Source organism: Mesorhizobium sp. B2-5-7 (assembly GCF_006440875.1).
Lineage (GTDB): Bacteria > Pseudomonadota > Alphaproteobacteria > Rhizobiales > Rhizobiaceae > Mesorhizobium > Mesorhizobium australicum.
The window spans coordinates 1142253-1156421 of sequence record NZ_VFUO01000001.1 but is presented as its reverse complement, the minus strand read 5'-3'; the positions used below and the strand labels follow the sequence as shown (position 1 = coordinate 1156421).

Here is a 14169-nt window from a genome sequence, read left to right as displayed (position 1 = left end):
GCGAACGCTTTTTTTGCGATACCGGAAAGGCCGCCCTCGAGGCGGCCTTTTTGTTTCGGGCACCGCATTGCGGGTGTGTCGCTAAAATCAATTTCGATTTTCCAGACAATGCGCTAAGCCGGGCGGAAGTCACATCCGGGGCCGTCGCGCCATGAACATGCAGCCAGACATCGAAACACTCGAACCGGCCGCCGAAGGCGGCTCTCACCCGCTGTTCGCCGATGTGCCGTCGTCGGTCGAGTTCAACAAGCTGCGCAAGCGACTGCTGCGGCTGACCCGCCAGGCGATCGAGGATTTTTCGATGGTGAAGCCGGGCGAGCGCTGGCTGGTCGCGCTGTCGGGCGGCAAGGATTCCTACGGTCTGCTGGCCATGTTGCTTGATCTCAAATGGCGCGGGATGCTGCCAGTCGAGTTGCTGGCCTGCAATCTCGACCAGGGCCAGCCGAATTTCCCCAAACATATCCTGCCCGACTATCTCGACACCAACGGCATAGCGCACCGTATCGAATACCGGGACACCTATTCGGTCGTGACCGACAAGCTCCCTGAAGGCAGCACCTATTGCTCGCTCTGCTCGCGGCTGCGGCGCGGCCATCTCTACAGGATCGCGCGCGAGGAAGGCTGCTCGGCCCTGGTCCTCGGCCATCATCGCGAGGACATCCTCGAAACCTTCTTCATGAACCTGTTCCACGGCGGGCGGCTTGCCGCCATGCCGCCGAAACTGCTCAACGACGAAGGCGATGTGATGGTGTTGCGGCCGCTGAGCTACTGTGCCGAAATCGATCTGGAGAAATTCGCTGCCGCGATGCGGTTCCCGATCATCCCTTGCGATCTCTGCGGCAGCCAGGAAGGGCTGCAGCGCAACGCGATGAAAGCGATGCTCGAGGACATCGAAAAGCGCATGCCCGGCCGCAAGGACACCATGATTCGCGCTTTGTCCAACACCAGGCCGTCGCATTTGCTCGACCGAAAGCTGTTCGATTTCGCCGCCCTCAATGAAACCCTCGCGATCAGGCAAGACATTTCCGATGACATTTGACGACACCGCGATCGACTGGCTGGCCGGCATTCTGGCCGAGGCAGCCCAAGCCGAAATCATGCCGCGCTTTCGCCGACTGGGCGAGGGCGACGTCAGGCAGAAGACTTCCGCCGCCGACCTGGTGACGGAGGCCGATGTCAACGCCGAGCGGCTGATCGCCGCCAGGCTGCGCGAGCGCTATCCCTCTGCCATGGTGGTGGGCGAGGAGGCCTGCTCCGAAAATCCGGCGCTGCTCGACGGCTTGGGCGGTGCCGAACTGGCGTTCACCGTCGATCCGGTGGACGGCACCTTCAATTTCGCGTCCGGCGTGCCGCTGTTCGGCGTCATGCTGGCGGTCGTGGTCAGGGGGGAGACGGTCGCGGGCATCATTCATGATCCGGTGGGCAAGGACTGGCTCATCGCCGCCAGGGGTGCCGGCAGTCATATCAGGCATGCCCATGGCAGCCTGGAGAAAGTGCATGTGGCGGCGCCAGTGCCGATCTCGCAGATGACCGGCGCGGTGTCCTGGCAATATCTCGACGAACCGGAGCGCTCACGCTTGGCGCGCAACCAGACCAAGGCACTGTCGCAGTTCGCCTATCGCTGCGCTGCTCACGAATATCGCCTGCTGGCGAGCGGGCATGCGCATTTTGTCGTCTACAACAAGCTGATGCCCTGGGATCATCTGCCCGGCGTGCTGATCCATCAGGAGGCCGGCGGCCATGCCGCTCGGATCGACGGCAGCGCCTATCTGCCTTCGCATGTCGATGGCGGCCTGCTTGTCGCGCCGGACCAGGACAGCTGGCAGGAACTGCGCCGCGAGCTGTGGGCGGAATAGGACCAATTCCTGTGGCTCGAACCGTTGTATGATCGAGTCGGGCGTTTTGGCGGAGGCTCTCGGATGAAACCTCGGTTCGCAATTTTTGCGGCGGCTCTTGCCGTGGTGCCGTTTGCGAACGCGGCAATCGCGCAAGAACGCCCCTGTCACAGTCCCGATCCTATCGACACCATCAAGGAGATGTCGGACGCTATCTATGCCTGCTGGAAGCCGCCACCCGGAACCGCGGGCATGTCCTTGACCATCCAGTTCTCGCTTCGTCGCAACGGGACGCTGATCGGGACGCCTCGCGCCACCTATTCCGATCTGGGGGTCGATCCGCGGCTCAGCCGAGCCTTCGTGGCGTCCATTCTCAAGGCGCTCGACGACGCTCTTCCATTGCCCTTTTCAAATGGCATGGGCGGAGCGATCGCGGGGCGGATGCTCTCTCCTCGCTTCACGGCGGCGCTTGAACGCGCATCCTGACGCCACCAGCAAACGACAATCAATGCAGGTCGGTGACGTGGCCTGAAACGGGGGCGTTCTGCGGCTGGAACATCTTGCCGCGTTCCGCAAACAGGATCATCAGCAGCGCGGCCACCGAGACGCTGCAGAAACCGGCGGCTAGCGGCGTCACCGTGCCGTTGAAGGCCTGGCCGATCAGCGTGCCGAGAATGCCGCCGAGAAAAGTCTGCATGAAACCCAGGATGGACGACGCCGTGCCGGCCAGCTGGCCAAGCGGCTCCATGGCCAACGCATTGAAATTGGCTCCAAGACAGCCAAACGGCAGCATGGCACTGGCAAAGAAGGTGATGAACAGCCAGAGCGGCATCTTCGTTTCCAGTGAAACCACCAGCCAAGCCAGGCTGATCACCAGAAACAGCAACAGCGCGCTTTGCGACAGGCGGCGCATGCCGACGCGGCCGACGAGGCGCGAGTTCAGATAGTTGGAGAAGGCGAGTACACCCGCGACACCGGCGAAGATGACGGGAAACATCTCGCCGACGTCGAAGATGTTGACGTAGATCTGCTGCGCCGAGGCGATGAAGCCGAACATGGCGCCGAAGATGAAGGTGCTGGCGAAGGCATAGCAGAGCGCGATGCGATTGGTGAGCACGATGCGAAAGCCGCCGAGGATGGATGAAACCGTCAGTGGCCGGCGATATTCGGGATGCAGCGTCTCGGGCAGGCGCAGCAGCGACCACGCCGAGACGATCATAGCTCCGACGGCCATGGTGACGAATATCCAATGCCAGGTCGCGAACAGCATGATGAACTGACCGATGCCTGGAGCCACGACCGGTATTGCCATGAACACCATGAAGATCAGCGACATGACTTCGGCCATACGCCGGCCGTCGAATGTATCACGCACGATCGAAACCGCTATGACGCGCGTGGCAGCCGCGCCAAGACCTTGCACGGCGCGGCATATCAAGAGCGTTTCAAAGCTCGGCGCGATGGCGGCCGCGGCGGCCGCCGCCACATAGATGATCAGGCCGCCGACGAGCGGCGAGCGGCGCCCGAACCGGTCCGAGATCGGCCCGAAGAACAGTTGGCCGCCGCCGAAACCCAGTATGTAGGCGGTGACCACATATTGCCGATGATTTTCGTTCTCGACCCCCAGCGAGGCACCGATCTGCTGCAGCGCCGGCAGCATGATGTCGATGGCCAGCGAATTGAGCGCCATCAGTGCCGCGCAGAGCGCGATGAACTCCCAGCGCGGAATCGGCAATTGGCTTGCCCGGGACACGGTGCTTGCCCCTTGCGGCGCTGATTTCTGCTGGTCCACGGCAAGTCCGATCTCTCAAACGAAAACGCGCCGGCGGGCCGGCGCATTTGGCTCGTCCTGGTCCCGGGATCCGGGCTTGTAAAATTGCCGAGGTGGGGCCGCCCCGGTGGCTTGGGCATGTCGATACCGACACGCCCAAAACGGAAGTCAGGCGGCGCCTTTGACGCTCACGCCCTTCTCGACCAGGAAGGTCTGCAATTCGCCGGCCTGGAACATTTCGCGGATGATATCGCAGCCGCCGACGAATTCGCCCTTGACGTAGAGCTGCGGGATCGTCGGCCAGTTGGAATAGTCCTTGATGCCCTGGCGCAGCTCGGCGGAGTCCAGAACGTTCACGCCTTTGTAGTCGGCGCCGATATAATCGAGGATCTGGACGACCTGGCCGGAAAATCCGCATTGCGGGAAGCCGGGCGTGCCCTTCATGAAAAGGACGACGTCGTTGCCCTTCACTTCATTGTCGATGTAGTCGTTGATGCCGCTCATGGAATATCCTTTCACGCCTGTGGGAGTCAGGCTCGAAACATGTCCCTCAAATAAACCCATAGGTTGCCCGAAACAAGACTTTAGCCATGCCATCACCCGAATGGCGCAAAGAATGGGCGGCTTTGGGCCAAGCGTGTCGGGTGGAATGCCTCAGTCGGGAACGCTGGTCTGCAGCGCCAGCGCGTGCAGCACGCCGCCCATATTGCCCTTCAGCGCGTCATAGACCATCTGATGCTGCTGGACCCGGCTTTTTCCGCGAAAGCTCTCGGCCACGACCTCAGCGGCGTAGTGGTCGCCGTCACCGGCGAGGTCGCGAATCGTCACACGGGCATCCGGTATGCCGTCCTTGATCAGTTTTTCGATGTCGTGGGCGTCCATTGCCATTGTGGAAATTCCTGTTTCGGAAGGGCGGCGGCGCGGCAGCCTGATGAGAGTCGGGCAAGCCTAAAGCCTTTCCAATCCGGATTGAAGCGGTTCTGTCCGGTGTCCGTTCTGTTGGTGTTCAGGCGATGGTTTCATCCGGCCCCTGCGCCGGCTCATCCTCGCGCATCGAGAAGGCGCGGCCAAGGCTGAAGACCAGCACGTAGAGCGGGAGGTTGACCGCCATGTTGGCGATCGGCAGATAGCTGGTCATTCGCCAGGCAGGCGAGAAGAACGGCTGGCCGTAACCATCGCAGATAAGCGAAGAGCCGTACTCCCACAGGGGCCCCAAAACGGCCGAGACGGCGAAAAGCTTGATGCAGGTGACGACGTGTCTCGTCCGCGCCTGGTCCGGCAGAAGCCGGTTCCAAAGCAGCAGGCAGACGATCGGAACCGCATAGATGAGGTTCTGCAGGACAAGCATCGGAAGCGTGCCGTTGGCCGCGGCGAGGAATTCTCCGCGCGTTTCCAGCCTGGGACAAACCTCGCTCGATGTCGTCGAGAGCAGGAAGAAGACGAACGGCCCGAGACACCAGAAGAAGAACAGCGACGGCCAGAAGACCACTGCAAGCAGCGCCCGGACGGCCAGTTTCTTATGATTGAGCAGGATCTCTGGACAAAACGGTTTTCCCTTTGTCCGAGAAAACCGGTTTCCACCTTTCAGGATCATGCCCTGGTCAACTGGCCTGATCCATGAAGCGCGGGAACCAGCCTTCATGGGCGGCGGTCAAGTCGCTGACCGGGATTGCCCTGGCATCGCCGAGCTTCAACGCGGCGCCGCCGGTCGAGCCGATCCACGGCGCGAAAATGCCGAGTTCGCCCTGCTGCTTGCGGATGGCGTCCCATTCATCGCCATGCGGATCGATCGACAACGTCAGGAGATAGCGGCCCTGGTCTTCACCGAACCAGACCGGGATCGGATCGGTACCGACAAGCCCGGGAACGGTCGCGCCGATGCCCGACGCCATCGCCATTTCGGCCAGCGCCACCGCAATGCCGCCATCTGAGACGTCATGCGCGGCCGTGACGATGCCGGCAGCGATCAACGAGCGTACGTGGTCGCCGACGCGCTTCTCGTGTTCGAGGTCGACCGGCGGCGGCGGGCCGTCGCTGCGGCCGTGGATATCCCTGAAATAGACGGACTGGCCAAGATGCGTTCCCCAGGAAGCCGGTGCGCCGACCAGCAGGATCATCTGGCCTTCCGCGGCGAAACCGATCCGCGCCATCTTCGACCAGTCTGATATCAGGCCGACGCCGCCGATGGTCGGTGTCGGCAGGATGCCCTGGCCGTTGGTCTCGTTGTAGAGCGAGACATTGCCCGACACGATCGGGAAACCAAGCGCCCGGCAGGCGTCGCCGATGCCTTTCACCGCGCCCACCAACTGGCCCATGATCTCAGGCCGTTCGGGATTGCCGAAATTGAGATTGTCTGTGGCGGCGAGCGGCAGCGCGCCGGTGGCGGTCAGGTTGCGCCAGCATTCGGCCACCGCCTGCTTGCCGCCCTCGTAGGGGTCGGCTTCGCAATAGCGCGGCGTCACATCGGAGGAGAAGGCCAGCGCCTTGGTTGGATGGCCCTCGACCCGCACCACGCCGGCGTCGCCGCCCGGAAGCTGCAGCGAATTGCCCTGGATCAGTGTGTCGTACTGTTCCCACACCCAGCGGCGCGAAGACAGGTCCGGTCCGCCAAGCAGCTTCAGCAGCGCATCGGCGAGGTCGGCCTGCGGGATATCGTTGGCGGCAAGCGGCGCCGGCTTCTTCGGCTCGACCCAAGGGCGATCGTATTCGGGAGCCTTGTCACCTAGATCCTTGATCGGCAGGTTGGCGACCTCGTTCCCCTGGTGCCGCACGCGGAAGCGCAGATCGTCGGTGGTCTTGCCGACGATGGCGAAGTCGAGGCCCCATTTGTGAAAGATCGCCTCGGCCTCCTTCTCTTTTTCAGGGCGCAGCACCATCAGCATGCGCTCCTGGCTTTCCGACAGCATCATCTCGTAGGCGCTCATGCGCTCCTCGCGCACCGGCACCTTGTCGAGGTCGAGTTCGATGCCGAGGTCGCCCTTGGCGCCCATTTCGACCGCCGAACAGGTGAGGCCGGCAGCACCCATGTCCTGGATGGCGATCACGGCGCCCGAAGCCATCAGTTCGAGAGAGGCCTCCAGCAGGCATTTTTCGGTGAAGGGATCGCCGACCTGCACGGTCGGGCGCTTCTCGTCGATCTTGTCGTCGAATTCGGCCGAGGCCATGGTGGCGCCGCCGACGCCGTCGCGGCCGGTCTTGGCGCCCAGATAGACGACCGGCAGGCCGACGCCCTTTGCCTCGGACAGGAAGATGGCATCGGTCTTGGCAAGGCCCGCGGCAAAGGCATTGACCAGGATGTTGCCGTTGTAGCGGGCGTCGAAATTGACCTCGCCGCCGACCGTCGGCACGCCGAAGGCATTGCCGTAGCCGCCGACGCCGGAAACCACGCCCGCGACCAGATGCCTGGTCTTGGGATGGTCGGGCGCGCCGAAGCGCAGCGCGTTCATCGCCGCGATCGGCCGCGCGCCCATGGTGAAGACGTCGCGCAAGATGCCGCCGACGCCCGTCGCCGCACCCTGGTAGGGCTCGATGAAGGAGGGATGGTTGTGGCTTTCCATCTTGAAGACGACGCAGTCGCCGTCACCGATGTCGACCACGCCGGCATTCTCGCCCGGGCCCTGGATGACTTGCGGGCCGGTGGTCGGCAAGGTGCGCAGCCATTTCTTCGAGGATTTGTAGGAGCAGTGCTCGTTCCACATCGCCGAGAAGATGCCGAGTTCGGTGAAGCTCGGCTCGCGACCGACCAGGTCCAATATGCGCTGATACTCATCGGGCTTCAGCCCATGCGAGGCGATGAGGTCTGATGTGATCGGGACGGAATTGGAAGTGGTCATGGGCGGCGATTTATGTCCATGGAGCAGGGATTTTGAGTCTCCTCTTATCGCAAGCCTTGCGGTCGATACACCCGTCGGCTGAGGAAAAAGGCAGAAAGCAACAGGGCGATAGATCGCGGCAGGCCTTTTGGTGAGCAGCGAAAGGCGTCCACCCAGCTTTCAAGTCCCCGCAAAACCAAAATGGGGAACGCTCCGATGCCCCGGTCGTTAGGTCCATATCACCGAGGAGACAGAATCATGGCTACCAAGCAAGGCAAGAACGACAATCGCCTCTCGGACAAGGAAGCTCTCCATATCGCGGAGACCACCGACGTTTCGCCGCGGCAGGCCAAGGAATTGGCTGAGAAGCACGGCAAGGAAAAAGCCGAGAAGGAAGCCAAGAACTTCAAGGCCGAAGGTTGATCCGGGTCTGGTTCTGACAAGTCCAGTGTCGCAAGTCGACGTGTCGAGGCAGCAGGGCGGGTGGCCGCGAACGGTTCAGGAAAAACTGTCGTAGCCCGCGCGGCCCTCGTCCAGCAGCCGCCTGATCACCGCGACGCCGCCGGCAACATCCTCGCGCCCGCTCGGCTGCGAAACACCGAAGCGCACCCCATAGAAAACCCGCTCCGAGCGCCCCGCCTTGAATTCATCCTCATCGTCGATCAGCACGCCATGCTCCAGGCAGGCATTCTTGAACGTGCCGGAAAGCCAAGGATCGGGCAGGGTGAGCCAGACGAACGGCACCTTGTCGTGCGATCTGAATGAGAAGCCCGCCAAACTTTCGCGCACTATGAACATGCGGGCGCTGATCTCCGCGATGCTGCGCTTGCGGATTTCGCTGGCCTGGCCGGAAAGCACCAGCCGGGCATTCACCTCCGCCAGCAGGAATGGCATGCCGCCGGTCATCATCTTGTGGGCGACCCGGATGCGATGGCGATAGGCGGGCGGGCAGGAGAGCCAGCCGCCGCGCAGTCCGGCGGCGACCGACTTCGACAGGCCGCCGGCGATGATGGTGCGCTCGGGCGCGAATTCGGCAAGCAGCGGTGTCGGGTCGTCGGTCAAATGGCCGTAGAGGTCATCCTCGATCAGGATGACGTTGTAATCACGGGCGATACGCGCGATCGCCTCGCGTCGAGCCGATGACAAGGTCACCAAGGTCGGATTCTGCGCCGTCGGTATCAGGAAGATCATCTTGGGGTGCTTTTGCGCGCAGACGCGTTCGAAATCCGCCGGATCGAGGCCTTCATCGTCCGATGCAACCAGCGCGGTGCGCCGGCCGATCAGACCGGCGCTGCGGGAAATCTGGGAGTAGGTGAGGTGCTCGAAGGCGACATAGTCGCCGGGCGTGGTCAGGGCCGCGATCGCGGCCATCACCGCGGCGTGGGTACCGAGGGTAGGCACAATTGTATCGATCGTTGGCCGGAAGGCATTCCGGGACAGCCAACGGGCGCCGGCTTCGTACCAGCGATCCGGGAAGTCGCGCGTGTAACTTGAGATCTCATGCGGATGGTCCTGTGCGGTGCGCGACAGGACGTCGGCTACAACGGCGCCCTGGCCGATATCAGGGGCTGCCGTGCTGTCGAACCGCAACTTGCCCTTGGGGGCATCGACATAGCGCGTGCCCTCCACGCTGGTGTCGGGCGCCTCCGGCTTCGTAACCCCGATGTTCTGGCTAAGCACATAGGTCCCGCGTCCGACTTCGCCGCTGACGAGACCGCGCTCGCGCAGCAATTGATAGGCCCGCCCGACGGTGCCGACCGTGGCACCGATGTCGTAGGCAAGGTCGCGCTGTGGCGGCAGTTTTGCCCCCGCGCCGATCACTCCTCGGTCGATATCCGCCTCGATGGAATCCGCGAGACGCTGATACAGCGGGCCTGAGCCGGTGAGATCTGGAACCCAATTTGTCATGGTGACAATTTTCTATATTGCACCGTTCTGGGAGTCAATACATATCGGCAGTGCACCAACCAAGGGTGCAATTGACATTTGGCAGAAAGAAAATGAATACAATCGGAACATTCCGCCACTCGGCAACCCAATTGCTCGGTCAGCCTGCTCGCCCGTCCGGGCAGCGCGGCTTCGCCGGCCGAATTGTGCATGTGGTCAGTTCGCTGGCGAAATGGATCGACCGCCTGCTGGAGCGCCGGCGCGGCCGACTGGCGCTGCTGGAGATGACCGACGATCAACTCAAGGACATCGGCATCTCACGCTGCGACGCTCACCGCGAAGGCATCAAGCCGCTCTGGGAATAGCGGCCCGTCTACCGGGTGCCTTTGCTCCCGAGGCGCCCGATAGCGTGGTCGACGAAAACGGCGACGACGCATATCACCAGGAAAAGTGTGGTTATGGCGAGCGCGGCCACGGCGACGCTCTCAACGCCGTTCCTGGCGACATCGAGGAAGGGATAGGGCACTTCGCCCGCCAGCGGCGCGCGCGCCAGCGCATAGGCCAGATAGGCGATGGGATAGAGCACCCACCAGGAGATGTCGCTCCATCGCGTCCTGCCATCGGCGCCCGATATCAGCCACCACAGCACGAACAGCACCGGCGCCATGTAGTGCAGCAGGATGTCGCAGAGCAGGAACAGGCCTTGCGGCTGCCAGAGCCGCGCCAGAACCGTGGCATAGACGATGAACACCAGGGTGATCGAAGCCGCGACGCCCGCGCGCATCCGTGGTCCGGCAAAGGCCGGCAGCCACGCATAGAAGCTGGATGACAACAGCGAGGCGTGGACCAGCACGGCGCCAATGTTGGTCAGGATGGTGAAGAAGCTGAAATAGAACACGATCGAGCCGAGCAGGCCGCGGCCCGCTACCATCGAAGCCGGAATGGTGATCGAGAACTGCAAAGCGAGCGCTATCAGGCCAACAACCAATCCCGCGATCTGCAGGAACCGGCCCATGGCTGGCTCAGGCGGTGGCTGCGCAGGCCGGATTGCCCGCTTGCCAGCGCGCGACATCGGAGCTGATGCGTGCGCCAAGCGGGTCGTTCATCAACGGTCCGAAGACGTCGACACGGCTTGAATTGCCCTGTGCCTGCACGACCAGCAACGGTTTGCCGCCATAGTGCTTGGCCGGCACCAGAAGGAAGCGCGGCGTGCCGCTGAACGAGTTCAGTTCATTGGCCATCTGATACTGCCTGAAGGCCGGATCCTTGCTGGCGATCCAGCATTTGTGGGCCGATATCGCCACCTGTTCCATGGAGAGCAGCGCGGCGCTCTTGCCCGACGGCACGGGCGTGCTCTTGGGGCTCGATTGGCAAGATGCCAAGGCAAAGCCTGACACGGCGATCAGGGCGATCGTCCTGTTCTTGATCAAGCGGCACCCATTTCGAGTTCGGACAGAGAGATCTTCAGGCCATCGGTCATCTCGCCCCACACCCTGGACAATGCCGGATGCTGCGAAGCGATCTGCTCATAGGCATCGAATCTGGGATAGGCGTCGAGCAGGTCGTGGCGGCCGGTCATGGCGCGGAAATTGTTGAAGATGAACCGCGTCGGCGTCAGCCAGGCATCGGCGAAACTGATGTCGCTGCCGAGCGCGAAGGGGCCTTGCGCCATGCGTGCCTCGATGGCGGCCAGCCCATGGTGCAGACGGGCGAATTGGGCGTCGATCTCGGCAGTGTCGCGCTTCGGCACGAAATGCAGTTCGAAAAGCTTCATCGTCGGTGTGAGTACGTCGAGATCGACGATGCGGGCAAACATGCGCACCAGCGCGCGGTCCTTCGAATCGGGCGGCAACAGAGCCGGTTCGGGAAACCGTTCCTCGAGATATTCGGCGATCACCACCGATTCGACGATCGTTTCGCCCGAGCCGGTGATCAGAACCGGAATCCGGTTCATCGGCGAGATGGCGCGAAACGCCTCGGGGATCGGAAAACCGGGCGGCGGCGCGATGATCTTGATCGGCACGTCCTTGATATAGGCCAGCGCCCGCACGATCGAAGAGTAGGGCGACAACGGCCGCGAATAGAGTTTCATGACCGTCTCTCCCTCACGCTATGATCTTGAATTGCCGCAATTCTTAAGGTTGCGGTTGCAAACTTCAAGCGGCAATGCCCAAGGCGCCTTCGAACAGCGCTCTGCCGTCATTGCCGCCATGCGCTGCTTCTATCAGATTCTCGGGATGCGGCATCAGGCCGAGCACATTGCCTTGTTCGTTGACGATGCCGGCAATGTCGTTGATCGAGCCGTTCGGGTTGGTGCCTTCGGCATAGCGGAACACCACCTGGCCTTCGCCCTCGAGACGGGCAAGTGTGTCGGCGTCGGCAAAGTAATTCCCGTCGTGATGCGCCACCGGCGAGCGGATGATCTGGCCCGGCTGGTAGCGACGCGTGAACATGGTGTTGGCGTTGGCGATCTCGAGCTTGACCTGCCGGCAGACGAATTTCAGCGAGGTGTTGCGCATCAGCGCACCTGGCAGCAGACCGGCCTCGACGAGGATCTGGAAACCGTTGCAAACGCCGATGACCATGACGCCCTTGGCCGCCTTTTCGGCGACCGCCCGCATGACCGGCATGCGTGCCGCGATCGCGCCGCAGCGCAGATAATCGCCGAAGGAAAAGCCGCCTGGGATGGCGATCAGGTCGACATCGGGGATTTCAGTGTCGGTCTGCCAGACGGTTGCCGGCGCCTGTCCGGAAATCTTGGTCAGCGCCGCGATCATGTCGCGGTCGCGGTTGAGGCCAGGGAGAAGGACGACGGCTGATTTCATTTTGGTTCGTAAGGCCTTTGTGCTTCGGCAAGTTCGCGCGGGTCGAGACGGCGCTCGATATGTTGTAGCCAATCATCCCGGCGAGCGAGCACGCCATAGATGTTCATCACGTCACTCTCGGTGGCTATCAGATGACCGCGGATGGAGCCAAGCTCGGATTTTACCTCTCCGAGCGTCAAATCCATCCTGTCCAACCGTGATTGAATGGACTTGAGGCCTTCAAATATCAAGCTTCCATCGCTCTCGGCCATCAGTCCCTCCGGCACAACTTCAGGTAAGCGTCACACTATAATTCTCAATTACAGTGTTCGCCAGCAGCTTGTCGCACATGGCCTTGAGATCGGCCTCGGCCTTGCCCTTGTCGCTTTCCGAAAGCTCGACGTCGAACACCTTGCCCTGCCGCACTTGGCCGACGCCATCGAAGCCCAGCCCCGACAGCGCGTGTTCGATCGCCTTGCCTTGCGGGTCGAGCACACCATTCTTGAGGGTGACGGTAATGCGGGCCTTGATCACGCTGGACATGCTCCTGTTCTGAACGTTGGGGGCAAGCCGCTGTCAGTGCGGCTTGCCTTTGAGGCCATCGGTCGAGGCGACAAGCACCGGACCGGTAGGACGCGGCGGCTCGTTCTCGTTCATGATGCCGAGGCGGCGGGCGACTTCCTGATAGGCCTCGACGAGGCCGCCCATGTCGCGGCGGAAACGGTCCTTATCGAGCTTGTCCTGCGTCGCCACGTCCCACAGGCGGCAGGAGTCCGGCGAAATCTCGTCGGCCACGACGATGCGCATCATGTCGCCCTCGAACAGGCGACCGCACTCGATCTTGAAGTCGACGAGCTGGATGCCGACCCCCATGAACAGGCCGGAGAGGAAATCGTTGACGCGGATGGCCAGCGCCATGACGTCGTCGATCTCCTGCGGGCTTGCCCAGCCGAACGCCGTGATGTGCTCTTCCGAAACCATCGGATCGTCGAGCGCGTCGGCCTTGTAATAGAATTCGATGATCGAGCGCGGCAGGACGGTGCCTTCCTCGATGCCGAGGCGCTTGGACAGCGAACCGGCGGCGACATTGCGCACCACCACCTCGAGCGGGATGATCTCGACTTCCTTGATCAGCTGCTCGCGCATGTTGAGCCGGCGGATGAAGTGGGTCGGGATGCCCATGCGGTTCAAATGATTGAAGATGTATTCGGAAATGCGGTTGTTGAGTACACCCTTGCCGTCGATGACCTCGTGCTTCTTCTTGTTGAACGCGGTTGCGTCGTCCTTGAAGAACTGGATCAGCGTGCCCGGCTCGGGTCCCTCATAGAGGATCTTGGCCTTGCCTTCATAAATGCGGCGGCGATTTTTCATTTGAATTTTTCTCTGGATTTGCGGACAGGCGGCAAGCGACCACTTCCTGTCCGTCCGCCTGAATTAATGCGGCGACGGTGACGTTCAATGCCGGGTCTATCCCAATCACACCGTTTGCTCAATCGGCAAATCCTTTCAATCAACCGCTTTCGGGACTGAAATGCCGCAGCGCAGCATATGACGAAGCATATTGACCGGCCCGCGACCTTTTGGTTTGTGCTTCGGCAACACACATATCCATTGCCAACGAATCGGATTTGACCGGAGGGACGCCATGAGCAGCATGAAAGACCGCGAAGAGGGCTTCGAGCGCAAATTCGCATTCGACGAGGAGCTTCGGTTCAAGGCTTCGGCGCGGCGCAACAAGGCGCTTGGTCTGTGGGCAGCCGAAAAGCTCGGAAAGTCCGGCGCCGATGCCGACGCCTACGCCAAGGAAGTCGTTGTTTCCGACATCGAGGAAGCCGGCGACCACGACGTGTTCCGCAAGATCCGCAAGGATTTCGATGCCGCCGGCGTCGAGCAGTCCGATCACCAGATCCGCCGCACCATGGACGAAATGATGGCGCAGGCGATCGAGCAGATCAAGAACACCTGATCCGGCCGCTTTCTGGCCCAATCCACCGCCCGGCCGATCCGGGCGGTTTTTCTTTGCCTTTGCGGCGGTTTCCGGCTGAAACTGCCGACGTTAA

Annotated in this window: 19 protein-coding genes; 6 read left to right on the top strand and 13 right to left on the bottom strand. The window is 62.0% G+C overall.

Annotated features, from left to right (window positions below; translation table 11 throughout):
- Positions 1-151 precede the first annotated feature (151 nt).
- The 3 genes from ttcA (at position 152) to FJ543_RS31790 (ending at position 2321) form a co-directional block, all read left to right on the top strand.
- On the top strand, positions 152-1039 hold the full coding sequence (gene ttcA, locus FJ543_RS05800; protein WP_140662024.1) for a tRNA 2-thiocytidine(32) synthetase TtcA: 888 nt from the start codon (positions 152-154) through the stop codon (positions 1037-1039).
- Entirely contained in the window at positions 1029-1856 is an 828-nt protein-coding gene (locus FJ543_RS05795; RefSeq protein WP_140874109.1) for an inositol monophosphatase family protein, read from the top strand. Before ttcA ends, FJ543_RS05795 begins: the two co-directional genes overlap by 11 nt.
- A 231-nt stretch (positions 1857-2087) precedes the next feature.
- A complete protein-coding gene (locus FJ543_RS31790; protein WP_224582991.1) occupies positions 2088-2321 on the top strand; it encodes a hypothetical protein in 234 nt (77 codons plus the stop codon).
- Positions 2322-2340: 19 nt separating this feature from the next.
- On the opposite strand, the gene FJ543_RS05785 is transcribed toward FJ543_RS31790, so the two are convergent.
- The 5 genes from FJ543_RS05785 to purL form a co-directional block, all read right to left on the bottom strand.
- Positions 2341-3564, bottom strand: coding sequence for a multidrug effflux MFS transporter (locus tag FJ543_RS05785; protein WP_181173934.1), 1224 nt, complete (start codon positions 3562-3564; stop codon positions 2341-2343).
- A gap of 210 nt (positions 3565-3774) precedes the next feature.
- On the bottom strand, positions 3775-4110 hold the full coding sequence (gene grxD / locus FJ543_RS05780) for a Grx4 family monothiol glutaredoxin (RefSeq protein WP_013895877.1): 336 nt from the start codon (positions 4108-4110) through the stop codon (positions 3775-3777).
- 150 nt (positions 4111-4260) lie between these two features.
- Positions 4261-4494, bottom strand: a complete 234-nt coding sequence (locus FJ543_RS05775; RefSeq protein ID WP_015318146.1) for a BolA family transcriptional regulator — start codon at positions 4492-4494, stop codon at positions 4261-4263.
- A 118-nt stretch (positions 4495-4612) separates the two neighbouring features.
- A complete protein-coding gene (locus FJ543_RS05770) occupies positions 4613-5200 on the bottom strand; it encodes a hypothetical protein (RefSeq protein ID WP_224622075.1) in 588 nt (195 codons plus the stop codon).
- Positions 5201-5207: 7 nt separating this feature from the next.
- Complete coding sequence (purL, locus tag FJ543_RS05765) at positions 5208-7439, bottom strand: phosphoribosylformylglycinamidine synthase subunit PurL (RefSeq protein ID WP_140787535.1); 2232 nt, start codon at positions 7437-7439, stop codon at positions 5208-5210.
- A 237-nt stretch (positions 7440-7676) separates the two neighbouring features.
- Here purL and FJ543_RS31390 point away from each other — a divergent pair, with 237 nt between their 5' ends.
- Entirely contained in the window at positions 7677-7841 is a 165-nt protein-coding gene (locus FJ543_RS31390) for a hypothetical protein (RefSeq protein WP_015318143.1), read from the top strand.
- A gap of 75 nt (positions 7842-7916) precedes the next feature.
- On the opposite strand, the gene FJ543_RS05760 is transcribed toward FJ543_RS31390, so the two are convergent.
- Positions 7917-9326, bottom strand: coding sequence for a PLP-dependent aminotransferase family protein (locus FJ543_RS05760; protein ID WP_140874107.1), 1410 nt, complete (start codon positions 9324-9326; stop codon positions 7917-7919).
- A gap of 92 nt (positions 9327-9418) precedes the next feature.
- Between FJ543_RS05760 and FJ543_RS05755 the strand changes: the two genes are divergently transcribed.
- Positions 9419-9670 (top strand): DUF1127 domain-containing protein, encoded by a 252-nt coding sequence (locus FJ543_RS05755; RefSeq protein WP_140717444.1) that lies wholly within the window; start codon positions 9419-9421, stop codon positions 9668-9670.
- Between the two features lie 8 nt (positions 9671-9678).
- Here FJ543_RS05755 and FJ543_RS05750 read toward each other — a convergent pair whose 3' ends face one another.
- The 7 genes from FJ543_RS05750 to purC form a co-directional block, all read right to left on the bottom strand.
- A complete protein-coding gene (locus FJ543_RS05750) occupies positions 9679-10320 on the bottom strand; it encodes a Pr6Pr family membrane protein (protein WP_140874105.1) in 642 nt (213 codons plus the stop codon).
- 7 nt (positions 10321-10327) lie between these two features.
- The gene (locus tag FJ543_RS05745) at positions 10328-10735 is read right to left on the bottom strand and encodes a hypothetical protein (protein ID WP_015318139.1); all 408 of its coding nucleotides are present in this window, start codon (positions 10733-10735) and stop codon (positions 10328-10330) included.
- Positions 10732-11397: a glutathione S-transferase family protein gene (locus tag FJ543_RS05740; RefSeq protein WP_015318138.1), complete on the bottom strand. Its 666-nt coding sequence runs from the start codon at positions 11395-11397 to the stop codon at positions 10732-10734. The genes FJ543_RS05745 and FJ543_RS05740 overlap by 4 nt, the downstream gene beginning before the upstream one ends.
- Positions 11398-11461: 64 nt before the next feature.
- Positions 11462-12130, bottom strand: a complete 669-nt coding sequence (gene purQ / locus FJ543_RS05735; RefSeq protein ID WP_015318137.1) for a phosphoribosylformylglycinamidine synthase subunit PurQ — start codon at positions 12128-12130, stop codon at positions 11462-11464.
- Positions 12127-12381: a hypothetical protein gene (locus FJ543_RS05730; RefSeq protein ID WP_140874103.1), complete on the bottom strand. Its 255-nt coding sequence runs from the start codon at positions 12379-12381 to the stop codon at positions 12127-12129. Before FJ543_RS05730 ends, purQ begins: the two co-directional genes overlap by 4 nt.
- Before the next feature lie 19 nt (positions 12382-12400).
- Complete coding sequence (gene purS / locus FJ543_RS05725; protein ID WP_015318135.1) at positions 12401-12643, bottom strand: phosphoribosylformylglycinamidine synthase subunit PurS; 243 nt, start codon at positions 12641-12643, stop codon at positions 12401-12403.
- 42 nt (positions 12644-12685) lie between these two features.
- Positions 12686-13480: a phosphoribosylaminoimidazolesuccinocarboxamide synthase gene (gene purC / locus FJ543_RS05720; RefSeq protein ID WP_013532127.1), complete on the bottom strand. Its 795-nt coding sequence runs from the start codon at positions 13478-13480 to the stop codon at positions 12686-12688.
- A gap of 274 nt (positions 13481-13754) precedes the next feature.
- Here purC and FJ543_RS05715 point away from each other — a divergent pair, with 274 nt between their 5' ends.
- Positions 13755-14075, top strand: coding sequence for a DUF1476 domain-containing protein (locus tag FJ543_RS05715; RefSeq protein ID WP_015318134.1), 321 nt, complete (start codon positions 13755-13757; stop codon positions 14073-14075).
- Positions 14076-14169: the final 94 nt, after the last annotated feature.